The 22,085-nt window shown below is 74.8% G+C and carries 28 protein-coding genes; 22 read left to right on the top strand and 6 right to left on the bottom strand.

All coding sequences use genetic code 11. From position 1 onward, the window contains the following. The 4 genes from NH342_RS14735 to NH342_RS14720 form a co-directional block, all read left to right on the top strand. Positions 1 to 433: SelB C-terminal domain-containing protein (locus tag NH342_RS14735; RefSeq protein ID WP_253015631.1), on the top strand; the 433-nt coding region annotated here is incomplete at its 5' end. 33 nt (positions 434 to 466) lie between these two features. Continuing rightward, positions 467 to 742 carry a hypothetical protein gene (locus NH342_RS14730; RefSeq protein ID WP_253015630.1) on the top strand — a complete coding sequence of 92 codons (276 nt, stop codon included), beginning with the start codon at positions 467 to 469 and terminating at the stop codon, positions 740 to 742. After that, positions 739 to 1,155: a type II toxin-antitoxin system VapC family toxin gene (locus tag NH342_RS14725; RefSeq protein ID WP_253015629.1), complete on the top strand. Its 417-nt coding sequence runs from the start codon at positions 739 to 741 to the stop codon at positions 1,153 to 1,155. The genes NH342_RS14730 and NH342_RS14725 overlap by 4 nt, the downstream gene beginning before the upstream one ends. Then, the gene (locus NH342_RS14720) at positions 1,152 to 1,667 is read left to right on the top strand and encodes a GNAT family N-acetyltransferase (protein ID WP_253015628.1); all 516 of its coding nucleotides are present in this window, start codon (positions 1,152 to 1,154) and stop codon (positions 1,665 to 1,667) included. The genes NH342_RS14725 and NH342_RS14720 overlap by 4 nt, the downstream gene beginning before the upstream one ends. Here the strand turns inward: NH342_RS14720 and NH342_RS14715 are convergent. Further along, the gene (locus NH342_RS14715) at positions 1,643 to 1,813 is read right to left on the bottom strand and encodes a hypothetical protein (protein ID WP_253015627.1); all 171 of its coding nucleotides are present in this window, start codon (positions 1,811 to 1,813) and stop codon (positions 1,643 to 1,645) included. The two genes, NH342_RS14720 and NH342_RS14715, sit on opposite strands and share 25 nt — an antisense overlap. Before the next feature lie 39 nt (positions 1,814 to 1,852). Then, positions 1,853 to 2,614, bottom strand: a complete 762-nt coding sequence (locus NH342_RS14710) for an enoyl-CoA hydratase-related protein (protein ID WP_253015626.1) — start codon at positions 2,612 to 2,614, stop codon at positions 1,853 to 1,855. Between the two features lie 40 nt (positions 2,615 to 2,654). Here NH342_RS14710 and hemW point away from each other — a divergent pair, with 40 nt between their 5' ends. Together hemW and NH342_RS14700 are read left to right on the top strand one after the other, a co-directional pair. Continuing rightward, positions 2,655 to 3,887, top strand: a complete 1,233-nt coding sequence (gene hemW / locus NH342_RS14705) for a radical SAM family heme chaperone HemW (protein WP_253015625.1) — start codon at positions 2,655 to 2,657, stop codon at positions 3,885 to 3,887. Positions 3,888 to 3,931: 44 nt separating this feature from the next. Beyond that, complete coding sequence (locus NH342_RS14700; protein WP_253015624.1) at positions 3,932 to 4,837, top strand: oxygenase MpaB family protein; 906 nt, start codon at positions 3,932 to 3,934, stop codon at positions 4,835 to 4,837. 94 nt (positions 4,838 to 4,931) lie between these two features. On the opposite strand, the gene recQ is transcribed toward NH342_RS14700, so the two are convergent. Further along, positions 4,932 to 6,743 carry a DNA helicase RecQ gene (recQ, locus tag NH342_RS14695; protein ID WP_308200667.1) on the bottom strand — a complete coding sequence of 604 codons (1,812 nt, stop codon included), beginning with the start codon at positions 6,741 to 6,743 and terminating at the stop codon, positions 4,932 to 4,934. A 96-nt stretch (positions 6,744 to 6,839) separates the two neighbouring features. Between recQ and NH342_RS14690 the strand changes: the two genes are divergently transcribed. Genes NH342_RS14690 through NH342_RS14675 form a run of 4 tightly spaced genes read left to right on the top strand, consistent with a single transcriptional unit; the run spans position 6,840 to position 10,201 of the window. Beyond that, positions 6,840 to 7,721 (top strand): ABC transporter ATP-binding protein, encoded by an 882-nt coding sequence (locus tag NH342_RS14690; protein ID WP_253015622.1) that lies wholly within the window; start codon positions 6,840 to 6,842, stop codon positions 7,719 to 7,721. Then, positions 7,718 to 8,461, top strand: a complete 744-nt coding sequence (locus NH342_RS14685; protein ID WP_253015621.1) for an ABC transporter permease — start codon at positions 7,718 to 7,720, stop codon at positions 8,459 to 8,461. The genes NH342_RS14690 and NH342_RS14685 overlap by 4 nt, the downstream gene beginning before the upstream one ends. 16 nt (positions 8,462 to 8,477) lie before the next feature. Next, a complete protein-coding gene (locus NH342_RS14680; protein ID WP_253015620.1) occupies positions 8,478 to 9,599 on the top strand; it encodes a sensor histidine kinase in 1,122 nt (373 codons plus the stop codon). After that, a complete protein-coding gene (locus tag NH342_RS14675; RefSeq protein ID WP_253015619.1) occupies positions 9,596 to 10,201 on the top strand; it encodes a response regulator transcription factor in 606 nt (201 codons plus the stop codon). Before NH342_RS14680 ends, NH342_RS14675 begins: the two co-directional genes overlap by 4 nt. Positions 10,202 to 10,235: 34 nt before the next feature. On the opposite strand, the gene NH342_RS14670 is transcribed toward NH342_RS14675, so the two are convergent. Next, positions 10,236 to 10,547 (bottom strand): type II toxin-antitoxin system VapB family antitoxin, encoded by a 312-nt coding sequence (locus NH342_RS14670; protein WP_091563231.1) that lies wholly within the window; start codon positions 10,545 to 10,547, stop codon positions 10,236 to 10,238. 164 nt (positions 10,548 to 10,711) lie between these two features. Between NH342_RS14670 and hrcA the strand changes: the two genes are divergently transcribed. From hrcA to NH342_RS14625, 9 genes are all read left to right on the top strand, one after another. After that, positions 10,712 to 11,758: a heat-inducible transcriptional repressor HrcA gene (gene hrcA, locus NH342_RS14665; RefSeq protein ID WP_253015618.1), complete on the top strand. Its 1,047-nt coding sequence runs from the start codon at positions 10,712 to 10,714 to the stop codon at positions 11,756 to 11,758. A 10-nt stretch (positions 11,759 to 11,768) separates the two neighbouring features. Beyond that, positions 11,769 to 12,908, top strand: coding sequence for a molecular chaperone DnaJ (gene dnaJ, locus NH342_RS14660; protein WP_253015617.1), 1,140 nt, complete (start codon positions 11,769 to 11,771; stop codon positions 12,906 to 12,908). Beyond that, a complete protein-coding gene (locus tag NH342_RS14655) occupies positions 12,905 to 13,660 on the top strand; it encodes a 16S rRNA (uracil(1498)-N(3))-methyltransferase (RefSeq protein WP_253015616.1) in 756 nt (251 codons plus the stop codon). Before dnaJ ends, NH342_RS14655 begins: the two co-directional genes overlap by 4 nt. A 13-nt stretch (positions 13,661 to 13,673) precedes the next feature. Beyond that, complete coding sequence (locus tag NH342_RS14650; RefSeq protein WP_253015615.1) at positions 13,674 to 14,033, top strand: HIT domain-containing protein; 360 nt, start codon at positions 13,674 to 13,676, stop codon at positions 14,031 to 14,033. Beyond that, positions 14,030 to 14,836: an enoyl-CoA hydratase/isomerase family protein gene (locus NH342_RS14645; protein ID WP_253015614.1), complete on the top strand. Its 807-nt coding sequence runs from the start codon at positions 14,030 to 14,032 to the stop codon at positions 14,834 to 14,836. Before NH342_RS14650 ends, NH342_RS14645 begins: the two co-directional genes overlap by 4 nt. Before the next feature lie 219 nt (positions 14,837 to 15,055). Next, positions 15,056 to 16,018 (top strand): PhoH family protein, encoded by a 963-nt coding sequence (locus NH342_RS14640; RefSeq protein WP_253015632.1) that lies wholly within the window; start codon positions 15,056 to 15,058, stop codon positions 16,016 to 16,018. 3 nt (positions 16,019 to 16,021) lie between these two features. Next, a complete protein-coding gene (ybeY, locus tag NH342_RS14635) occupies positions 16,022 to 16,513 on the top strand; it encodes an rRNA maturation RNase YbeY (protein ID WP_253015613.1) in 492 nt (163 codons plus the stop codon). Beyond that, positions 16,510 to 17,925, top strand: coding sequence for a hemolysin family protein (locus NH342_RS14630; protein ID WP_253015612.1), 1,416 nt, complete (start codon positions 16,510 to 16,512; stop codon positions 17,923 to 17,925). Before ybeY ends, NH342_RS14630 begins: the two co-directional genes overlap by 4 nt. Beyond that, complete coding sequence (locus NH342_RS14625; protein ID WP_253015611.1) at positions 17,922 to 18,254, top strand: cytidine deaminase; 333 nt, start codon at positions 17,922 to 17,924, stop codon at positions 18,252 to 18,254. Before NH342_RS14630 ends, NH342_RS14625 begins: the two co-directional genes overlap by 4 nt. Before the next feature lie 109 nt (positions 18,255 to 18,363). On the opposite strand, the gene NH342_RS14620 is transcribed toward NH342_RS14625, so the two are convergent. Further along, on the bottom strand, positions 18,364 to 18,960 hold the full coding sequence (locus NH342_RS14620) for a hypothetical protein (protein ID WP_253015610.1): 597 nt from the start codon (positions 18,958 to 18,960) through the stop codon (positions 18,364 to 18,366). Positions 18,961 to 19,010: 50 nt separating this feature from the next. Here NH342_RS14620 and era point away from each other — a divergent pair, with 50 nt between their 5' ends. From era to NH342_RS14605, 3 genes are read left to right on the top strand one after another with little or no spacing between them, the layout of a single operon-like run. Then, positions 19,011 to 19,925, top strand: a complete 915-nt coding sequence (era, locus tag NH342_RS14615; protein WP_253015609.1) for a GTPase Era — start codon at positions 19,011 to 19,013, stop codon at positions 19,923 to 19,925. After that, positions 19,922 to 20,668, top strand: a complete 747-nt coding sequence (gene recO, locus NH342_RS14610) for a DNA repair protein RecO (RefSeq protein ID WP_091561957.1) — start codon at positions 19,922 to 19,924, stop codon at positions 20,666 to 20,668. Before era ends, recO begins: the two co-directional genes overlap by 4 nt. Beyond that, positions 20,665 to 21,429: an isoprenyl transferase gene (locus NH342_RS14605; RefSeq protein WP_253015608.1), complete on the top strand. Its 765-nt coding sequence runs from the start codon at positions 20,665 to 20,667 to the stop codon at positions 21,427 to 21,429. The genes recO and NH342_RS14605 overlap by 4 nt, the downstream gene beginning before the upstream one ends. Before the next feature lie 22 nt (positions 21,430 to 21,451). Here the strand turns inward: NH342_RS14605 and NH342_RS14600 are convergent. Continuing rightward, the coding region (locus NH342_RS14600) for a hypothetical protein (protein WP_253015607.1) at positions 21,452 to 22,085 on the bottom strand (634 nt) is incomplete at its 5' end.

Here is a 22,085-nt window from a genome sequence, read left to right as displayed (position 1 = left end):
TCCCGACGCCGAGCTGGTCGCGGGCCTCGTCCGGCCGCCGCTGACGCTGCGCGACGGACGGGTGGTCGCCGCCGACGGCGGGCTGCCCGAGCCGGTGCAGCGGGCGGTGACGCAGGTGCTGGCCCGGCTGGCCGACGACCCGTTCGCCGCACCCGACGCCGAGCAGCTGGCCGCTGCCGGGCTCGGGCCCCGGGAGCTCGCCGCGGCGGTCCGGGACGGGCAGCTGGTCCGGGTGGGCGAGGGCGTCGTGCTGGCGCCGGGGGTGGAGGAACGCGCCCGCCGGGCGCTGGCCGGGCTGCCGCAGCCGTTCACCCTCAGCCAGGCCCGCCAGGCCTGGGGGACCTCGCGCCGGGTCGCCGTCCCGCTGGCCGAGTGGCTGGACGCCCACGGGGTCACCGAGCGCCTGCCGGACGCCACCCGGCGGCTGCGCTAGCGCCGTCGCTATCGCGGTTGCTATCGTCGGTGCATGGCCGATGTGCTCATCCGCAACGTCCCGGACGAGGTGCTCCGCGAGATCCGTGCGTCGGCGGCGGCCAGGGACGAGTCGCTGCAGGCCAGCCTGTCGCGCATCCTCGAGGACTGGGCGGTGCACCAGCGGCGGCAGGCGGCCCTGGACCGGACGGCGGCACGCCTGGCTGGGCACCCCGGTGCGCCGACGTCCGTGGAGCAGCACGAGGCACTGCTCGACGAGATGAGGTCTGCGGTCGACGTCCGGTGGCAGCCCGACACCGGCGCGCAGTGATCGTCGACGCGTCCGTGCTGGTGGACGCGCTGGCGGGTAGCGCCGAGCGGTCCGACGCGGCCCGGCGGGCGCTCGCGGGCGTCCCGCCCGGCGAACCATTGCTGGCACCCGGTCTGGTGACCGTCGAGGTGCTCGCAGGCCTGCGCTCCTGCGCCTCGGACGCGTCGAACGCCTTCACCGGCGACGACGTACCGCGCGCCCTCGACGAGGTGGCGGACTACGGCATCGCGATCGAGGCCACCCCGTGGGCCGACGTCCGACGTGCCCACGAGCTGTCGCTCGGGTCGTTGCGCTACACCGACGGCCTCTACGTCGCGGCGGCCGAGCGGCACCGCACGGCCCTCCTGACCAGCGATGCGCGCATCGGCCGCTCGGGAGCGCCGGTGCGGTGCGCTGTGGTGACGGTCGGGTGAGGACGCTCGTCCGGATCGGGCGAGCGGGGGAGGCGGAGGCGCTGACCCGGGCGATGGACGCCCCGCCCACCGTCTACGCGGCGCACCTCGCCGCCCAGGCCGACGGGCTGTGCACCGTGCTGGTCGCCGAGGTGGGCGGGCGCGTGGTCGGTACCGGGATGCTGCGCCGGGAGCCCCGCGACGCCGTGGTCCGGGAGCGGTGGGGCAGCATGCCGGAGATCAGCAACCTGCAGGTGCACCCCGACGAGCAGGGCCGCGGCCACGGCACGGCGCTGGTCGAGGCGGCGTGCGCACGCGCCGCCGCCGACGGCCACCCGCGGGTCGGCATCGGCGTGGGCCAGGACAACCCCGGCGCGGCCCGGCTGTACCTGCGGCTGGGCTTCGCCGAGACCGGCCTGGCCTACGCCGACCACTACACCTGGACCGACGCCGAGGGCGTCGAGCACCACGCGGCCGAGGACGTCCGCTACCTGGTGCGCGAGCTGGGTCAGGGCAGCGGGCCGCCCAGGTAGACCGCCCGGGTGGTCTCGCCGAGCACCTCGCGGCGCTCCCGGTCGGCGTCCACCGGCCACTGCGAGGTGTCGGTGGTCTCGACCCACTCCTCGGGCCGCGGCCCCTCCGGCAAGGAAGCGAAACGACGGCGGTCGGCCTCCTTCATGCCCTGCAGGGTCCCGCGCGGGCCCCCGTCGAGCAAGGGTCAGTCCGTCGGCACCCAGGACGCCGGTCGCTTCTCGCGGAACGCGGCGATGCCCTCCTGGCCCTCCGCGGAGGCGAAGAACCGGGCCGAGGTCTCCAGCAGCGGTGCGAAGTCCAGGTCGGTGCCCGACCGCAGCAGCCGCTTGGTCTCGGCCAGCGCCGCCGGTGCGCCGGCGGCCAGCGCGGTCACCTGGGCCTGCACGGTCGCGTCCACCTCGTCGTCGGCGACCGCGAGGTCGACCAGCCCGGCGTCGCGGGCAGCGGCGGCGTCGAAGACCTCCCCGGTGAGCATCAGCCGGTGCGCGGCGTGGGCCAGCATCCTCGGCCGGCAGACCGCGGAGATGACCGCCGGGACGACGCCGATGCGCACCTCGGCGAACCCGAAAGTGGCCGAGGCGCCGGCCACGACGACGTCGCAGGCGGCCAGCAGCCCGACCCCGCCGGCCCGCGCCGGGCCCCGGACGGCGGCCAGCACCGGCTTGGGCGAGTGCCACAGCGTGGCCAGCAGGTCGGGGAACTCGTGGACCCCCTGGTCGGCGGCGGCACCCCCGGCGGCCTCGGAGAGGTCCATGCCGGAGCAGAAGACCCGGCCGGTGTGGTCCAGGACCACCACCCGGACGGCGTCGTCGGCCAGCGCCGCGGCGAGGGCCTCGCGCAGCTGGGCGCGCATCGCCCGGGACAGCGCGTTGCGGTTGGCGGGGGAGTCGAGGGTGAGGGTGGCGACACCGCGGGACACCTCGACGTGCAGCACCGAGTCGGTCACGCACCCCATCCTGCCGGTCACGTGGACACTGGGTGCAGCGATGACCACCACCCTGCCGATCCTCGGCCAGACACCGGCCCTGCCGGCCGACCCGTCGATGCTCGACGACGCCGCCCGGGCGAGCGTCCCGACGACGCCGTTCGGGCTGTACGTGCACGTCCCCTTCTGCGCGACGCGCTGCGGCTACTGCGACTTCAACACCTACACCTCCGACGAGCTGGGCCCGGGTGCCAACCGCAGCGAGTACGCCGGCACCGCGATCGCCGAGCTCGAGCTCGCCGCCCGGGTGCTGGGCCCCGAACCGCCGGAGATCAGCACGGTCTTCGTCGGCGGCGGCACCCCGACCCTGCTGCCGGCGGCCGACCTGGTCGCCGTGCTGGAGCGGGCCCGGGAGCTGTTCCCGGTGGCCGCCGACGTCGAGGTCACCACCGAGGCCAACCCGGAATCGGTGACGCCGGAGTCCCTGGCGGTGCTGCGGGCCGGTGGCTTCACCCGGATCAGCCTGGGCATGCAGTCCGCCGCGCCGCACGTGCTCGCCGTCCTCGACCGCCGGCACACCCCCGGCCGGGCCGCCGCGGCCGCCCGCGAGGCCCGCGCCGCCGGGTTCGAGCACGTCAACCTGGACCTGATCTACGGCGCCCCGGGGGAGACCGACGCCGACTGGGACCTCTCCCTGCAGGCGGTCCTCGACGCGCCCGTCGACCACGTCAGCGCCTACGCCCTCATCGTCGAGCAGGGCACGAAGCTGGCCCGCCGGGTGGCCCGCGGCGAGCTGCCGATGCCCGACGACGACGTCCTGGCCGACCGGTACGAGCAGGCCGACCGGGTGCTCCGCGGGGCGGGCATGGAGTGGTACGAGGTCTCCAACTGGGCCACCGACGGGGGCGCCCGCTGCCGGCACAACGAGCTGTACTGGGCCAACGCGCACTGGTGGGGCATCGGCCCCGGCGCGCACAGCCACGTCGGCGGGTTGCGCTGGTGGAACGTCAAGCACCCGGCCGCCTACGCCGCCCGGCTGGCCGCGGGCGAGCACCCGGCCGCCGGCGCGGAGCGGCTGACCCCCGAGGACGTCGCGCTGGAGACCGTGATGCTCGGTCTGCGGCTGCGCGACGGGTTGGTGTTGACCGCGCTGTCGGACGCCGGCCGGGCCCGCGCCGCCGAGGCCGTCGCCCGCGGCCTCCTGGAGCCCGCCGCCCACGCCGCCGGTCGCGCCGTCCTGACCGACCCGGGCCGGCTGCTGGCCGACGCGCTGGTCCGGGACCTCACCGACTGAGCGCTGGTGGACGCGGCGGCGTCGGCGGGTCCACGATGGCGGCCATGCCGCGCCGCTTCGACGTGCTGAGCCGGATCACCGCGCTGGACCCGGTGGCCGACCACCTGGAGATCTACCGGCTCACCGCCACCGTCGAGTTCCCCTGGGACATGAACCAGGCGCTGAGCTTCGCGCTGTTCCGCACCTACGCCGTCCCCTCGATCGGTGAGCTGCTGGCCCGCACCGGCGAGTTCACCGAGCGGGTGCAGAAGCGCTACGACGACACCGGGTTGATCCTCGACGCAGTCCTGGAGCACGGGCCCGATTCCGGGCCGGGCAGGGCCGCGATCCGGCGGATGAACCAGATGCACCGCTCCTACGACATCAGCGGCGACGACATGCGCTACGTGCTGTGCACGTTCGTCATCACCCCGATCCGCTGGCTGGACACCTACGGCTGGCGGTCGATGAGCGGCACCGAGAAGATCGCCAGCGCCGAGTACTACCGCGCGCTGGGCAGGCGCATGGGGATTCCCGACATCCCGAGCACCTGGCAGGAGTTCGCCCGGGTGCACGACGCCTACGAGGCCGAGCACTTCGCCTACAGCGAGGGCGGGCGCGCCGTCGCCGACGCCACCCTGGCGCTGCTGGGCACCTTCCCGCCGCACGACAGGTTGCCGGCCGCGGTGGTCCGGCAGACGTCGTCCGCGCTCATGGACGACGCCCTGCTCGACGCCTTCCGCTACCCGAGGCCGAACCCCGTCCTGGCCGCCGCCACCCGGGCCGGGCTGCGTGCGCGGGGCCGGGCGCTGCGGTTCGCCGCACCACGCGGCGAGCCGTTCTTCGCCCGGCAGCTGCCGACCATCCGCAGCTACCCCGACGGCTACGACATCAGCGCCCTCGGCACCTTCCCGGGCGGCTGCCCGGTCCCGCACGGGGCAGCCGCCGCGGCATCCGCGACTCGGCACTGATCAGCTGGGACGACGACCGTGCATCCTCCTGCACGGACGTCGGTGCAGGAGGATGCACGCTGCCCGTCGGAGCTGATCCACGCCGAGTGAGGGCTCAGGCGTGCAGCGCCGCCAGCACGCCTGGCCCGTAGCGCTCCAGCTTGGCCGCGCCCACCCCGCTGATGGACCCGAGCGCCGCGACGTCGGCCGGCTCCTCGGTGGCGATCTGGCGCAGCGTGGCGTCGTGGAAGACGACGTAGGCCGGCACGCCCTGCTCCTTCGCGGTCGCGGCCCGCCAGGCCCGCAGCCGCTCGAACGCCGGGGCCGCCTCCGCGGGCAGGTCGACGGCGGCCTTCGCGGCCTTGCCGGTGCGCCCGCGGGCCACCCGGTCGGGCTCGCGGCGCATCGGCACGCTGCGCTCGCGGCGCAGCACCGGCCCGCTGCCCTCGCTGAGCGTCAGCACCCCGTACTCGCCCTGGACGGCGAGCAGCCCCTGGGCCAGCAGCTGCCGGACGACGCCGCGCCACTGCACCTCGGTCAGGTCGGTGCCGATGCCGAAGGTGGTCAGCTCGTCGTGCCGGTGCTGGGCCACCTTCTGGGTGCGCTTGCCGAGCAGGATGTCGATCGACTGGCCGGCGCCGAAGGACTGCCCGCGCTCGCGCTGCAGCCGCAGCACCGTGGACAGCAGCATCTGCGCCGGGATGGTGGCGTCCCAGGTCTCCGCGGGCACCAGGCAGGTGTCGCAGTTGCCGCAGGGGCCGCTCTCCTGCCCGAAGTGGGCCAGCAGCCGCACCCGGCGGCACTCCACCGTCTCGCAGAGGGCCAGCATCGCGTCCAGCTGACGGGTCAGCTGCCGGCGGTGCGCGGCGTCGCCGTCCGAGCCGTCGATCATCTTGCGCTGCTGCACGACGTCGGCCAGGCCGTAGGTCAGCCACGCGGTCGAGGGCAGCCCGTCACGGCCGGCCCGGCCGGTCTCCTGGTAGTAGCCCTCGACGGACTTGGGCAGGTCCAGGTGCGCCACGAACCGGACGTCGGGTTTGTCGATGCCCATGCCGAAGGCGATGGTCGCCACCATCACCAGCCCGTCCTCGCGCAGGAACCGGGACTGGTGCCGCGCGCGGGTCGAGGCGTCCAGGCCTGCGTGGTAGGGCAGCGCGGGGATGCCCTGGGCGACCAGGAACTCCGCCGTCGTCTCGACCGAGGCGCGGGACAGGCAGTAGACGATGCCGGCGTCGCCGGGGTGCTCGGTGCGCAGCAGCTCCAGCAGCTGCTTGCGCGGCTCGGCCTTGGGCACGATGCGGTAGGAGATGTTGGGCCGGTCGAACCCGGCGACGACGTGCAGCGCGTCGTCCAGCTGCAGCCGGGTGCTGATCTCGGTGTGCGTGGCCGGGGTGGCCGTCGCGGTCAGCGCGATGCGGGGGACGTCGGGCCACCGCTCGTGCAGCATCGACAGCGCGAGGTAGTCGGGCCGGAAGTCGTGGCCCCACTGCGCCACGCAGTGCGCCTCGTCGATCGCGAACAGCGCGATCCGGCCCCGCTCCAGCAGCCGGGTCGTGCGCGAGTCGCCGCCGCCCAGGGACTCCGGGGCGACGTAGAGCAGGTCCAGCTCGCCGGTGAGGAAGGCCTGCTCGACCAGGCGCCGCTCGTCGGGGTCCTGGCTGGAGTTGAGGAACCCGGCCCGGACGCCGAGCGCGGTCAGCGCGTCGACCTGGTCCTGCATGAGCGCGATCAACGGGGACACGACGACGCCGACGCCCTCGCGCAGCAACGCCGGCACCTGGTAGCACAGCGACTTCCCGCCCCCGGTCGGCATGAGCACGAGCGCGTCGCCACCGGCCACCACGTGGTCGACGACCTGCTGCTGCGGGCCGCGGAAGGCGTCGTAGCCGAAGACCCGGCTCAGCACCTCCAGGGTCTGCGCACTCACACCGCGAGGGTAGGTCCGCGCGGTCTGACATCCGTCAGGCACTGTGGACGACGCTTCGCACTACAGCGCCGGCGCCGCGCTGACCAGGGTGGACGCATGACACCGGCACTGGACATCCGCGGGCTGACCGTCCGCTACGGCGGCACCACCGCCGTCCACGACCTGGACCTGACCATCCGCCGCGGCGAGACCGTCGCCCTGCTCGGCACCAACGGCGCCGGCAAGTCCTCCACCGTCAACGCCGCGCTCGGGCTCTTCCGGCCCGCCGCCGGGACCGTCGAGGTGCTCGGCCGCAGCCCGCTGGCCGCCGTCCGGTCCGGCGGGGTCGGGGCGATGCTGCAGCACGGCGGACTGCCGAGCGAGTCGCGCGTCGGGGAGGTGCTGGCGCTGGTGGCCGGCCGCTACGCCGACCCGTGGCCGATGGCCGACCTGGTGGCAACCACCGGCATCGACGGCCTGGCCGAGCGGCGCTGCGAGCAGCTCTCGGGCGGTCAGCGGCAGCGGGTGCTGCTCGCCCTGGCCCTGGCCGGCACCCCGCCGCTGCTGGTCCTGGACGAGCCCACCAGCGCCATGGACGTCGAGGGCCGGCAGGCGTTCTGGACGACGATGCGCGACCTCGCCGACCGCGGCCACACCGTCGTGTTCGCCACCCACCACCTCGCCGAGGCCGACGCCGTCGCCGACCGGGTCGTCGTGGTGGACGGCGGCCGGGTGGTCGCCGACGGCAGCTCCGCGGCGATCAAGTCCCGCATCGCCGGGCGCACCGTCCGGTTCGCCTGCCCCGACCGCACGGGCCTGGCCGACCTGCCCGGCGTCACCGCCGTCGGTGGCACCGGCGACCTGGTGGAGCTGGCCACCACCGACGCGGAGGCCACCCTGCGCGCCCTGCTCACCACCCGCGATCGCCTGCCCGACCTCGAGGTGGCCGGCGCCAGCCTCGAGCAGGCGTTCCTCACCCTCACCGGAGGCCCCCGATGACCGCCCTCTTCCTCTTCCAGCTCCGCCGGGTCACCCGGTCCTGGCAGTACCTGTTCTTCACCGTGCTGCTGCCCGCGCTGTTCACGGTCTTCTTCACGAAGGTCTTCGGCGGGCAGGCGGCCAGCGCGGGCGAGTACCAGGACTACGCGCGGGACTACATGGTCTCGATGATGTGCTACGGCGGGCTCGGGGCGGCGCTGGGTGCCACCATCCGGCTGTCCTTCGACCGGGCCTCGGGCTGGCTCCGGCAACTGCGCGTGCTCCCGGTGAGCGGTCGGGAGGTGGTGGCCGTGGACACCGCGGTCGGCATGCTCCTGGTGCTGCCCAGCCTGGTCGTGGTGGCCCTGGTCGGGCGGTTCGTCAACGGCGTCGACCTGGGCGTGGGCACCTGGGCGGTGCTGCTCGGCGCGCTCTGGCTGGGGTCGGGGGCCTTCGTCGCGCTCGGCATGCTGCTCGGCCTGGCGCTCGAGGAGAAGGCCGCCGGCGCCGCCATCGGCATCCTGTCCGTGGTGCTGGCCGCGCTCGGCGGCCTGTGGATCCCGGTCTCGATCTTCCCCGACGGCCTGCAGGCGGTGGCCCGGGTGACGCCGTCCTACTGGTACGGCGAGCTGGGCCGCGACGTCGTCGGCGGCGGGGCGTCCGTCCTGCCGGCGGTGGTGCTCGCGGGGTTCGCCCTGTTGTTCGCCCTCGCCGCCGTCGGGGTCGGTGCCCGGCGCCCGCTGCACGCCGTCGCCGGCTGAGCGGGAGACTGACCCCGTGGAGACCGTCCCGCAGACCCGTCCGCCGCTGTGGCGACGACTGGCCTGGTCGGTGCCGTGGCTGGTGTTCCAGGTCTTCCCGACGCTGGACCTGGTGCTCACCCCCCGCCCGGCCGGGGCGCGGCTGGTCATCGGGGCCCTGCTGGTGGCCTTCACCGCGCTCTACCTGAGCGTGCTCAGCCGGTTCTCCGAGCCGCGCGCCGTCCGGCCCGACTTCGTGGGCGTGGTCCTGCTGGCGCTCGGGCTGTCCGCGGCACTGGGCACCAGCTACGCCGGGCTGTGGATCTACGTGTCGGCCGCCTCGGCGGCCACCCTGCCGCGGCGCTGGGTCTGGCCGGCCGCCGGCTCGGCCACGGTGGCCTGCGCGGTGGTCATCGTCGGCTACCAGGACTGGACGTCGCTGTTCCTGCCGGTGCTGTGCCCGCTCACCGCCGCCACGCTGTGGGGGACCCGGCACCTCATCACCGTCAACGCCGAGCTCACCGCCGCCCGCGAGGAGCTGGCCCGCAACGCGGTCGCCGAGGAACGGATGCGCTTCGCCCGCGACCTGCACGACCTGCTCGGGCACTCGCTGTCGCTCATCGCGCTCAAGAGCGAGCTGGCCCGCCGGCTCGCCCCGGTGGACGGCGCCCGCGCGGCCGCCGAGATGGCCGACGTGGAGTCCGCGGCCCGCCGCGCGCTGGCCGAGGTGCGGGAGGCGGTCAGCGGCTACCGGCAGGTCAGCTGCGCCCAGGCCCTCGCCGAGGCCCGCGCCGCGCTCACCGGCGCCGGCATCGCCTTCCGCGGTCCCGACCGGGTGCCCGTGCTGCCGGGCACCGTGGACGCCGCCCTGGGCTGGGTGGTGCGGGAGGCCACGACCAACGTGCTGCGGCACAGCGGCGCCTCCGCGGTGACCGCGGAGCTCGCCGACGACGGGGTCTCGGCGACCCTGGTCGTCACCGACGACGGGTGCGGACCCTCCGACGCCACCGCACCCGGCTCCGGGCTCACCGGGCTGCGCGAGCGGGTGACCGCCGTCGACGGGGAGCTCACCGGTGGCGCCGGTCCCCGCGGTGGGTGGCAGCTGCGGGCCGTCGTTCCGCTGGTGCCGGTGGTCTCGCCCACGGGGGTGGTGGCGTGATCCGGGTGCTGCTCGCCGAGGACCAGCAGCTGGTCCGCGGGGCGCTGCGGGCGCTGCTGGACCTGGAGGAGGACCTCGAGGTGGTCGCCGAGGTCGGCCGCGGCGACCTGGTGCTGGACGCCGCCCGCGAGCACGCCCCGGACGTCGCGGTCATGGACATCGAGATGCCCGGGTGCGACGGGATCGAGGCCGCCCGGTCGCTGGCCGCGGAGCTGCCGCAGGTGAAGGCGGTCATCCTCACCACCTTCGGCCGGCCCGGGTTCCTGCGCCGGGCCATGGAGGTCGGCGCCCAGGGCTTCCTCGTCAAGGACTCACCCGTCGCCGAGCTCGCCGCCGCGATCCGCTCGGTGGTGGCGGGGGAGCGGGTCATCGACCGGGACCTGGCCGCCGCCGCGCTCGCGCTCGGCTCCTCGCCGCTGTCGGCGCGGGAGGCCGACGTGCTGCGGGCGGCCGCCGACGGGGCCACGGTCGCCGACATCGCCGGCCGGCTGTTCCTCTCCGAGGGCACGGTGCGCAACTACCTGTCCAACGCCATCGGCAAGACCGGCGCCCGTACCCGGGTCGAGGCCGCCCGGGTCGCCGCCGACAAGGGCTGGCTCTGACCCACGCCGGGGTGGAGGGCGGGCGCGCGCGCCGTCAGGCGGTGGGCATCAGGGAGTCGAGGTCCAGGACGCGGACGTGGATGACGTTGCGCTGCTGCAGGGCCGCGCGCAGCGCCCGGTGCAGGCCGTCCTCGAGGAACAGCTCGCCCTTCCACTGCACCGCGTGCGGGAAGAGGTCGCCGTAGAAGGTCGAGTCGTCGGCCAGCAGGGCGTCGAGCTCGAGCTGCCGCTTGGTGGTGACCAGGGTGTCCAGCCGGATCTGGCGGGGCGGGATCATCGCCCAGTCGCGGGTGGAGAACCCGTGGTCAGGGTAGGGACGCCCGTCGCGCACCGCCTTGAAGATCAGTGCCCCGGCTCCCCTCAGACCGCACCCCGGCACCCCGGAGCACATGGACGGACCCCACCCTAACGGCCCTCGCGGTGCGCGACGGCGACCCCGTCCGGTCGTATGCTGACCGTTGGCACTCGGTGAGCGGGAGTGCCAGACGGCAGGCGGACGGGAGGTGGCAGGTGGCCCACGAGGAACGCCGGTTGCAGGTCCTGCGGGCGATCGTCCAGGACTACGTCTCCACCAACGACCCGGTCGGTTCGAAGGCCCTGGCGGCCCGCTACGACCTGGGCGTGTCCCCTGCCACCATCCGCAACGACATGGCCGTGCTGGAGGAGGAGGGGTACATCACCCAGCCGCACACCAGCGCCGGCCGGGTGCCCACCGACAAGGGCTACCGGTTCTTCGTCGACCGGCTCTCGGCGATCAAGCCGCTGTCGTCGGCCGAGCGACGGGCCATCGAGCGGTTCCTGGACGGCGCGCTGGACCTGGACGACGTCCTGGCCCGCACCGTGCGGCTGCTGGCCCAGCTGACCCGCAACGTCGCGGTGATCCAGTACCCCACGCTGTCCCGGTCGGCGGTGCGGCACCTGGAGGTCGTGCAGCTGGCCAGCACCCGGCTGCTGGTGGTGCTGATCACCGACACCGGCCGGGTCGAGCAGCGGGTGGTCGAGGTGCCCCCGACCACGGGTGCCCCGGCCGGCTCGGACCCGGTCGCCGAGCTGCGCACGCTGCTCAACGCGGCGTTCGTGGGTGCCAAGCTCGCGGACGCGGCCACCAAGGTCGCCGACCTGCTGGACACCGCACCGGCCCACCTGCGGGGCCTGGTCGCGGCGGTCAGCGCCACGCTGGTGGAGACCCTCGTCGAGCCCGGCGAGGACCGGTTGCTCGTCGGCGGGACCGCCAACCTCACCCGCGGCGGCGCCCTGGACTTCCCGGGCTCGCTGCGCCCGCTCCTGGAGGCCCTCGAGGAGCAGGTCGTGGTGCTGCGGCTGATGGGCGAGGTGGCCCCGGGCGCGGTGCTGGTCAGCATCGGCGAGGAGAACGAGCACGAGAGCTTCACCGGCGCCTCGGTGGTCTCCGTGGGCTACGGGTCGGCCGGGGGCACCGCCGACCTGGCCCTCGGTGGCCTGGGCGTCGTCGGACCCACCCGGATGGACTACCCCGGGACGATGGCCGCGGTACGAGCCGTGGCCCGCTACGTCGGCCAGCTGCTGGCCGAGAGCTGAGGATCGAGAAGTGGCAACGGACTACTACGGCGTGCTCGGGCTGTCCCAGGGGGCGACCGACCGGGAGATCAAGAGCGCGTACCGCCGCAAGGCCCGCGACCTGCACCCCGACGTCAACCCCGACCCGGCGGCCAAGGAGGAGTTCCAGGAGGTCAGCCGGGCCTACGAGGCGCTGACCGACCCGGACAAGCGGCGCATCGTCGACCTCGGCGGCGACCCGTTCGACACCGGGGCCGGCGGGGGCGGCGGGAACCCGTTCGGCGGGGCCGGCTTCGGCGGCCTGGGCGACATCATGGACGCCTTCTTCGGCGGCGGGACGGCCACGCGCGGCCCGCGCAGCCGCACCCGCGCCGGCGGCGACGCGCTGATCCGGGTCGACCTGGACCTCGCCGAGACCGTCTTCGGCACCACCACCGAGATCACCGTCGACACCGCCGTGCTCTGCGACCAGTGCACCGGTGCCGGCACCGCGCCGGGGACCTTCCCCACGGCCTGCACCACCTGCAACGGCCGCGGCGAGGTGCAGAGCGTGCAGCGCTCCTTCCTCGGCCAGGTCGTCGCCTCGCGGCCCTGCCCCACCTGCTCGGGCACCGGCCAGGTCATCCCGCAGCCGTGCCCGCAGTGCGCCGGCGACGGCCGGGTGCGGGCCCGCCGCACCATCCCGGTGAAGATCCCGGCCGGCGTCGAGGACGGCATGCGGATCCGGCTCTCGGGCCACGGCGAGGTCGGCCCCGGCGGTGGACCGGCCGGTGACCTCTACGTCGAGGTCCACGAGCGGCCGCACGACGTGTTCACCCGCGACGGGGAGGACCTGCACTGCCGGGTCACCCTGCCGATGACCGCGGCCGCGCTGGGCACCACGCTGACGCTGCGCACGCTGGACGGCGACGAGCCGTTGGACATCAAGCCCGGCACCCAGTCGGGCTCGGTGCTCACGCTGCGCGCGCACGGCGCACCCCGGCTGCGCGCCACCGGCCGCGGCAACCTGATGGTGCACGTCGACGTGCAGACCCCCACCCGGCTGGACGTCGAGCAGGAGGAGCTGCTGCGGAAGCTGGCCGCCGTGCGGGGCGAGGACCACCCGGAGGCGAGCCGGGCGCAGCACAACGGCCTGTTCGGCCGGGTGCGCGACGCCTTCAACGGGCGATGACCGACCCCGGGACCATCGCCCACGACGGGGCGCCGCTGTTCCTGGTCGACGAGCTGCCCGAGGGCGGCGCGGTGCTGGTCACCGGGCACGAGGCCCGGCACGCCGTCGACGTGCTGCGGATGGGTGCGGGGGAGCGGGTCCGGGTCGCCGACGGCGAGGGCACCCTGGTCGAGGGCGTGGTCGCCGCGGCCGGCCCCGAGGGACTGCGGGTCGAGGTGCTGGCCCGGCACGAGGTGCCCCCGCCGTCCCCGGAGCTCGTGCTCGTCCAGGCGCTGCCCAAGGGCGACCGGGGACCGCTGGCCGTGGAGCTGGCCACCGAGCTCGGTGTCGACCGGGTGGTGCCGTGGACGGCGTCGCGCTGCGTGACGAAGTGGCGCGAGGACCGGGTGGACAAGGGCCTGGCCAAGTGGCGGTCGGCTGCCCGCGCGGCCAGCAAGCAGGCCCGCCGTCCGCGGCTGCCCGAGGTCTCCGAGCCGATGAGCACCCGGGCGGTCTGCGGCCTGCTCGCCGACGTGGACCTGGCGCTGGTGCTGCACGAGCAGGCCCGCCGGCCCTTCTCCGCGGTGCCGGTCACCGGCGCCGGCTCGATCGCCGTCGTGGTCGGGCCCGAGGGCGGGATCACCGACGGGGAGGCGGTCGCCTTCCGCGCGGCCGGCGCCGAGGTGGTGCGGCTGGGCGAGGAGGTGCTGCGGACGTCGACCGCCGGGGCCGCGGCCCTGGCCGCGATCTCGGCCCGCACCCGCTGGGCGTGAGAGGGTCGGCCGCGTGACCGACTGCCTGTTCTGCCGGATGGTCGCCGGGGAGATCCCCGCCGACGTCGTGCACGAGACCGAGCTCACCCTGGCCTTCCGGGACATCAACCCGCAGGCGCCCACCCACGTGCTGGTCATCCCCAAGGACCACCACGCCACCGCCGGCCTGCTCGTGGGCGCCGAGCCCCAGCTGCTGGCCGAGGTGGTCGCCGCCGCGCACGCCGTCGCCGTGCAGGAGGGGCTGGCCACCGAGCAGGCGCCCGAACCCGGCTACCGGCTGGTGTTCAACTCCGGTCCGCAGGCCGGGCAGACCGTGCACCACGTGCACTGCCACGTCCTCGGTGGCCGCGACCTGGGCTGGCCACCCGGGTGACCGTCCGGGTCGAGCGGGACGGCGACGTCGCCGTCCTCGTGCTGGACAACCCGCCGCTGAACCTGTTCGACGCCGCGACCTTCGACGCGCTGGAGCGGTGCGTCGACGAGCTGGCCGACGCCACCGCCCCGGGTCGGCCGGACCGGCCCCGGGCGGTGCTCGTCCGGGCCGAGGGCCGGGTGGTCTCCGCCGGGGTCGACGTCGCGCTGTTCGCGCGCATCGCCGAGGGCCCGGACGCCGAGGCCACCGGCGGCGCGCTGTGGGCGCGGCTGCTGCGCACGGTGCAGACGCTGGAGGACCTGCCGGTGCCGACGGTCTTCGCCGCGCACGGACTCACCCTGACGGCCGCCTTCGAGCTGGCGCTGGCCTGCGACCTGCTGGTCGCGGCGGAGCGGGCGTCCTTCGGCCTGGTGGAGGTCGTGGTGGGCCTGACCCCGTCGATGGGCGGGCCGCAGCGGCTGGCCGAGCGGGCCGGCTCGGCGCGCGCGAAGGAGCTGGTCCTCACCGGCGAGCGCTACGGCGCGACCACGCTGCAGGAGTGGGGCGTGGTGAACCGGGTGCTGCCCGACGAGGGGTTCGCCGAGGCCGCGCTGGGGCTGGCCCGGCAGGTCGCCGCCGGCCCGACCGTCGCCCACGCGGCCACCAAGACCCTGGTCGCCACCGCCGTCCGGCACGGGGTGCGTGCCGCCGACGACGCCGTGCCGGCGGTGTCCGGCGCGCTGTTCGGCACCGAGGACCTGCGCGGCGCGGTCGCCTCCTTCCTGGCCGACGGGCCGGGGAGGGCCACCCACCGGGGGCGGTGACCCGGGAAAGCGGACGCCGGGTGCACGTGCTCGGCGTAGGCTCTCCGAGGTCCCACCCCCGTCGCAGGAAGGCAGGGTCGAGCGTTCTTGCCCGACACCTCACCGAGCTCCACCCCGGCCGAGCAGCCCGTCAGCTCCTCCCGTGAGGCCTCGGTGCGCGCCGCCGGCCTCTCCCAGGACGCCGTCCGCACGTCCATCACCGTCCCGGAGTCCATCCCGATGGTGGCGCTGCTGGGCACCGGCGACGAGCTGCTGCGCCTGGTGGAGTCCGAGCTCGCCGCCGACGTCCACGTCCGCGGCAACCAGATCTCCCTGACCGGCGAGCCCGGCGACACCGCCTTCGCCGTGCGGGTGTTCGACGAACTGGTCGCGCTGGTCCGCACCGGCCAGGCGCTGCGCCCGGACTCCGTGCGCCGGGTCGTGGCGATGATGCGCGCCGGGGGCACGGAGCGGCCGGCCGACGTCCTCAGCCTGGACATCATCAGCCGCCGGGGCCGCACGATCCGGCCCAAGACGCTGAACCAGAAGCACTACGTCGACGCCATCGACACCAACACCGTCGTCTTCGGCATCGGCCCGGCCGGCACCGGCAAGACCTACCTGGCGATGGCCAAGGCCGTGCAGGCGCTGCAGACCAAGAACGTCAGCCGGATCATCCTCACCCGCCCGGCGGTCGAGGCCGGTGAGCGGCTGGGCTACCTGCCCGGCACGCTCAGCGAGAAGATCGACCCCTACCTGCGGCCGCTGTACGACGCGCTGCACGACATGGTCGACCCGGAGTCGATCCCGCGGCTCATGCAGTCGGGGACCATCGAGGTCGCGCCGCTGGCCTACATGCGCGGCCGCACGCTCAACGACGCGTTCGTCATCCTGGACGAGGCGCAGAACACCACGGCCGAGCAGATGAAGATGTTCCTCACCCGGCTCGGTTTCGGCTCCAAGATGGTCGTCACCGGTGACGTCACCCAGGTCGACCTGCCCGGCGGCGCCCCGTCGGGCCTGCGGGTGGTCCGGGAGATCCTCACCGGCATCGACGACGTGCACTTCTCCCAGCTGACCAGCTCCGACGTCGTCCGGCACCGGCTGGTCGGCGACATCGTCGACGCCTACGAGCGCTGGGACACCGCCCAGCCCCAGACCCCCGTGCGCGGCTCCGGCCCGCGCCGGCAGAAGGGCAGCTGACCCGTGGCCGTCGAGGTCGCCAACGAGTCCGGCATCGCCGTCGACGAGACGTCGCTGACCGGCGTCTGCCGCTTCGTGCTGGGCGAGATGGGCGTCAGCCCGCTGGCCGAGCTGTCCGTGCTGTGCGTGGACGTCGACCACATGGCGAGCCTGCACGAGCGGTGGATGGGCGAGAAGGGCCCCACCGACGTGCTCGCCTTCCCCATGGACGAGCTGGAGACCGGGCGCCCGGACTCCACCGAGACCGGCCCCGAGCTGCTGGGCGACGTCGTGCTCTGCCCGGCCGTGGCCATCCGCCAGGCCCGCGCCGCCGGCCACACCATGGACGACGAGCTGCTGCTGCTGGCCACCCACGGCGTGCTGCACATCCTCGGCTACGACCACATGGAGCCCGACGAGGAGAAGGAGATGTTCGGCCTGCAGTCCGAGCTGCTCGCGAAGTTCGCCTCGGTGCCCCGGGACCAGGTCACCGGTGAGGAGACCGCGCCGCGATGAGCTCCACCGCGATCACCCTGCTGGTGATCGCCGTCCTGCTCGTCCCCCTCGCCGGCGTCTTCGCCGCGGTCGACGCCGCCCTGCAGGGCATCTCCCGCGCCCGCGTGGAGACGCTGCGGCGCGACGGGGTCCGCCGGGCCGAGGCGCTGCTGGCCGTCGTGGAGGACCGGGCGCGGCACGTGGCGCTGCTGCTCCTGCTCCGCATCGTCTGCGAGACGACCGCCGCGGTGCTCGTCGCCGTCGTCCTCTTCGTGCAGTTCGACGGCGTGGCCGCCGGCGTGGTCACTGCGGCGGCGGTGATGACGGTGGTCAGCTACGTGCTGGTCGGCGTCGGCCCGCGCACCCTGGGCCGCCAGCACGCCTACTCGATCGCGCTGGCCGCGGCCGGCCCGACCCGGCTGCTGGGCCGGCTGCTCGGCCCGGTGTCCACGCTGCTGATCCTGCTGGGCAACGCGGTCACCCCGGGCCGTGGTTTCCGCGACGGCCCGTTCTCCACGGAGGTCGAGCTGCGGGAGCTGGTCGACATCGCCGAGGAGCGCGGCGTGGTCGAGGCCGGCGAGCGCAACATGATCCAGTCGGTGTTCTCCCTCGGCGACACCATCGCCCGAGAGGTCATGGTGCCCCGCCCCGACGTCGTGTTCGTGGAGAGCTCGAAGAACCTCCGCCAGGCGCTGGCGCTGGCGCTGCGCAGCGGGTTCAGCCGCATCCCGGTGATCGGGGAGAACGTCGACGACATCGTCGGCGTGGTCTACCTCAAGGACCTGGTCCGGCGCACCCAGGGCGACCAGGACACCAGTCGCATCCGGGTCGAGGAGATCATGCGCCCGGCCTCGTTCGTGCCGGAGTCCAAGCCGGTGGACGTGCTGCTGCGCGACATGCAGGCCCGGCGCATCCACATGGCCGTGGTGGTCGACGAGTACGGCGGCTTCGCCGGCCTGCTGACCATCGAGGACATCCTCGAGGAGATCGTCGGCGAGATCGACGACGAGCACGACGCCGTGCACCGCCCCCCGGTCGAGGAGCTGCCCGACGGCTCCTACCGGGTCACCGCCCGGCTGCCGGTCGAGGACCTCGCCGACCTGTTCCGGGTGGAGCTGCCCGAGGACGACGACGTCGAGACCGTGGGCGGCCTGCTCGCCCGGGCCATCGGCCGGGTGCCCATCGAGGGCTCGGAGACCGTGGTCGGCGAGCTGCACCTGCTGGCCGAGTCCACGGGCGGGCGGCGCAACCAGATCGACACCATGCTCGTCCGGCGGGTCGAGGAGCCCGAGGTCGCCGAGCCCGGGGCCGAGGACGCCGAGGAGCCCGAGGACGACGAGCGGGCCGAGCGGCGGCGGCGCAAGCGGGAGAAGAAAGAGGCAGCAGCCCTGGAGGCCGAGGCCGGCGAGGGTGCTGAGAGGGTGTCCCCGTGACCCAGCTCGACGCCGAGGACGCCAAGCTCATGACCCTCGCCCGCTCCGCCCGCGGCCGCACCGGTGCGCCCGAGGGCGCCGCGGTCCGCGACACCGACGGTCGCACCTACCTGGCGGCCACCGTCGCGCTGCCCTCGTTGCGGCTGTCGGCGCTGCAGGCCGCCGTCGCCGCCGCGGTGTCCTCGGGCGTCCAGGGCCTGGAGGCCGCTGCCGTGGTCTCGGCCGCCAGCGAGGTCGAGGCGGCCGGGCTGGCCGCCGTGCACGACCTCACCGCGGGCGCACCGGTGCACCTCGCCGCCCCCGACGGCACCCTCGTCGCGACCGTCTGAGCCCGGCGGCCGGGCGGGTCGACCCACCGCGGCGCCCCTTCCTCCGCGCCACAGCACGGCCGGACGGGCGTCCGCGGGGGTTGACCCAGCCCGTGGCAGTGGGCGGGCCTCACGCCAGCGGGCGGTCCAGCGCGTCGGCGAACGCCTGAGGGTCGCGGACCCAGATCGAGAAGGCGCGGTCGCGCTCGCCGTCGGCGGCCAGGTGCCGGACGACGACCCGCCGCCGCCCCGGCCACCAGCCCCCGCGCCGCTTCGCCCGGGGCCAGTCCGCCGGGGCGGGCGCCAGCACGACGTCCTCGACCAGCACCAGCGGCACGATGCCGAAGGACGAGGTCTGCCGGACCCCGGCGATGTCGGTGGAGACGGCGAAGTCCGAGACGGTCAGCCGGCTGGTGGCCAGCACCAGCACCAGCAGCCCCAGGACGACGGCCAGCGGCGCCTCCGACCGGGCGGCGGCCCACCCGCTGATCAGGCCCAGCGCCACCAGCCAGACGACGACCGCGGCCACCGTGGCCAGCGCGACGCCGGGGGAGACCAGCACGTACTGCCAGTAGCGCAGCGGCGCCGGGGTGACGGTGACCGACCGCTTCGGCCCGCGCCGGGCGAAGAATCCGTAGCTGGTGACCTGGCTGACGTGCCGCTCCCGGTCGCGGGCGGCGCGGACCGCGGGCGGCTCGTCGTTCGGGCGTCGCGTGCGTCGGGCCATGCGGTCCATCCTCGCAAGCGTTGTCGGACCCCGGTGGGAGACTGGTCGGTGTGAGCAACCCGGAGGTGCCGTACCGCAGCGGCTTCGTCGCGCTGGTCGGTCGCCCCAACGCCGGCAAGACCACGCTGACCAACCGTCTGGTCGGGGACAAGGTCGGCATCGTCAGCAACCGGCCGCAGACCACCCGGCACGCCATCCGCGGCGTGGTGCACCGGCCCGAGGGCCAGCTGGTCCTCGTCGACACCCCCGGCCTGCACAAGCCCAAGAGCCTGCTCGGCCAGCGCCTGAACGACGTCGTCCGCGACACCCTCACCGAGGTCGACGCCATCGTCTTCTGCATCCCGGCCGACCAGCCCGTCGGCGCCGGCGACGCCTTCATCGCCCGGCAGCTGGCGAACGTCAGCACCCCGGTCGTCGTCGTCGTGACCAAGACCGACGCGGCGTCGAAGAAGCAGATCACCGAGCAGCTCGTGGCCGCATCGGGGCTGGTCGAGGCCCGCGAGGTGGTCCCGGTGAGCGCCGTGGCCGACGACCAGGTCGACCTGCTCGCCGACCTGCTGGTCGGCATGCTGCCCGAGGGGCCGCCGCTCTACCCCGACGACCAGCTCACCGACGACGACCTGGAGCGGCAGATCGCCGAGCTGGTCCGCGAGGCGGCCCTGGAGAAGGTCCGCCAGGAGGTCCCGCACTCCCTCGCCGTCAGCGTCGAGGAGATCATCCGCAAGCCCGACCCGCGCGACCCCGACGCGGTCTTCACCGAGCTGCACGTGCTGCTGCACTGCGAGCGGCCCAGCCAGAAGCCGATGCTGCTGGGCAAGGGCGGGGCCACCATCAAGGCGATCGGCAGCGAGGCCCGGGTCGGGCTGGAGCACCTGCTCGGCGGCCGGGTGCACCTCGCGCTGCACGTCACCGTGCTCGGGGAGTGGCAGGACGACCCCAAGAAGCTGCAACGGCTGGGCTATTGAGCACCACCCCGAAGGCCCTCTACCGCGACGAAGGCGTCGTGCTGCGGGTGCAGAAGCTCGGCGAGGCCGACCGCATCGTCACCGTGCTCACCCGCCGCACCGGCAAGGTGCGCGCGGTGGCCAAGGGCGTGCGCCGCACCAAGAGCAAGTTCGGCGCGCGGCTGGAGCCCTTCAGCCACGTCGACCTGCAGCTCTACACCGGCCGCAACCTCGACATCGTCAGCCAGGCCGAGTCGCTGCACTCCTACGGCCCGGCGATCGTGGCCGACTACCGCGCCTACACCGCCGGCACCGCCGTGCTGGAGACCGCCGACCGGCTCACCGCCGAGGAGAAGGAACCCTCGCTGCGGATGTTCCTGCTGGTCATCGGGGCGCTGCGGTCCCTGGCCGAGCAGGCCCACCCGCCGGGCCTGGTGCTGGACGCCTTCCTGCTCCGCGCGATGTCGGTGGCCGGCTGGGAGCCGGCGCTCAGCGACTGCGCACGCTGCGCCGAGCCCGGCCCGCACCGGCACTTCTCCGTCCCCGGGGGTGGCATGGTGTGCCCGGCCTGCCGGCCCACCGGGTCGGCGATGCCCAGCCCGGTCACCGTCGAGCTGCTGGACGCGCTGCTCACCGGTGACTGGGCGACGGCCGAGGCCAGCCAGGGCATCAACCGACGCGAGGGGAGCGGGCTGGTGGCCGCGCTGCTGCAGTGGCACCTGGAGCGCGGGCTGCGCTCGCTGAGCCTGGTGGACCGGTCGTGACGCGCGCCGTCCGCCGGCCGACCCCGCACCCCTCCGGTGCCCGGCCCCCGGACATCCCGCGGGACAAGGTGCCCCACCACGTCGCCGTCGTCATGGACGGCAACGGCCGGTGGGCCAAGGAACGCGGTCTGCCCCGCACGAAGGGGCACGAGGCGGGGGAGTCCTCGCTGTTCGACTGCGTCGAGGGCGCCATCGAGCTCGGCATCGGCGCGATCAGCGCCTACGCCTTCTCCACCGAGAACTGGAAGCGCAGCCCCGAGGAGGTGCGCTTCCTCATGGGCTTCAACCGCGACGTCATCCGCCGGCGCCGGGACGAGATGCACGAGCTGGGGGTGCGGGTCCGTTGGGCGGGGCGCCGGCCCAAGCTGTGGGGCTCGGTGATCAAGGAGCTCGAGGTCGCCGAGGAGCTCACCCGCGACAACGACGTCCTCACCTTGACCATGTGCGTGAACTACGGCGGCCGGGCCGAGATCGCCGACGCCGCGCGGGCCATCGGCCGCGAGGTCGCCGCCGGCCGGCTGGACCCCGAGCGGATCAGCGAGAAGACCGTGCAGCGGTTCCTCGACGAGCCCGACATGCCCGACGTCGACCTGTTCCTGCGCAGCTCCGGGGAGAACCGCACCTCGAACTTCCTCCTCTGGCAGTCCGCCTACGCCGAGCTGGTCTTCCAGGACGTGCTGTGGCCGGACTTCGACCGGCGTCACCTGTGGGCAGCGTGCGAGGAGTACGCCTCGCGGCAGCGCCGGTTCGGCAAGGCCTGATCCCTGGGCCTCAACCTCAGCCTCAGCCGAAGGTGTCCCTGTTCGCAGTCCACCAGTCGGTGAGCGCGGCCAGCCCGTCGGCGCCGGCGCCGGTCGAGGTGGCGACGACGAGCAGCTGCCGGGCGCTGGAGCTCCAGAACAGCACCGCGTCCCCGCGGGTGGTCGTCATGCAGCCCACCCGGCCCGCGGTCTGCTGGTCGGCGTCGCGCCAGTAGTAGTAGCCGGTCGACGTCGGGCAGGTGTCGCGGGCCGGCAGCGGCGGCAGGTCACCCCGGTCCACCAGCCCGAGGAAGGCGGTGTCGGCGTCGTCGGCGGCCGCGTAGGACGACACCCGCACCGACGTGGGCCCCGGCTGGTCCGCCCCGCACTCCACCCGTGCGGTCTCGCCGATCCCGTCGGGCGCCGCCGAGTCGCACCCGGTGAGGACGGCGGGGAGCCGACCGCGCAGCGCCTCCTCCTCGGCGGAGGTGGTGGGTGCCGCCGAGGTGGTGGGCGACGTGGTGTCGTCGGTGCTCCCGCCCCGGGTGAGCACGACCACAAGCACGACGGCGGCCACCACGACTGCGGCCGCGCCGGCCGCCACCCAGGGCAGCCACCGGCGCCGGGTCGGCGGCCCCGGGTGGGTGGTCGGCGCGGGGCCGGACCACCCCGGCCCC

Source organism: Klenkia sp. PcliD-1-E, from assembly GCF_024124375.1.
In the GTDB taxonomy this organism is placed as follows: domain Bacteria; phylum Actinomycetota; class Actinomycetes; order Mycobacteriales; family Geodermatophilaceae; genus Klenkia.
The sequence above is the reverse complement of the archived record's forward strand: the minus strand, read 5'-3'. Positions and strand labels throughout refer to the sequence as shown.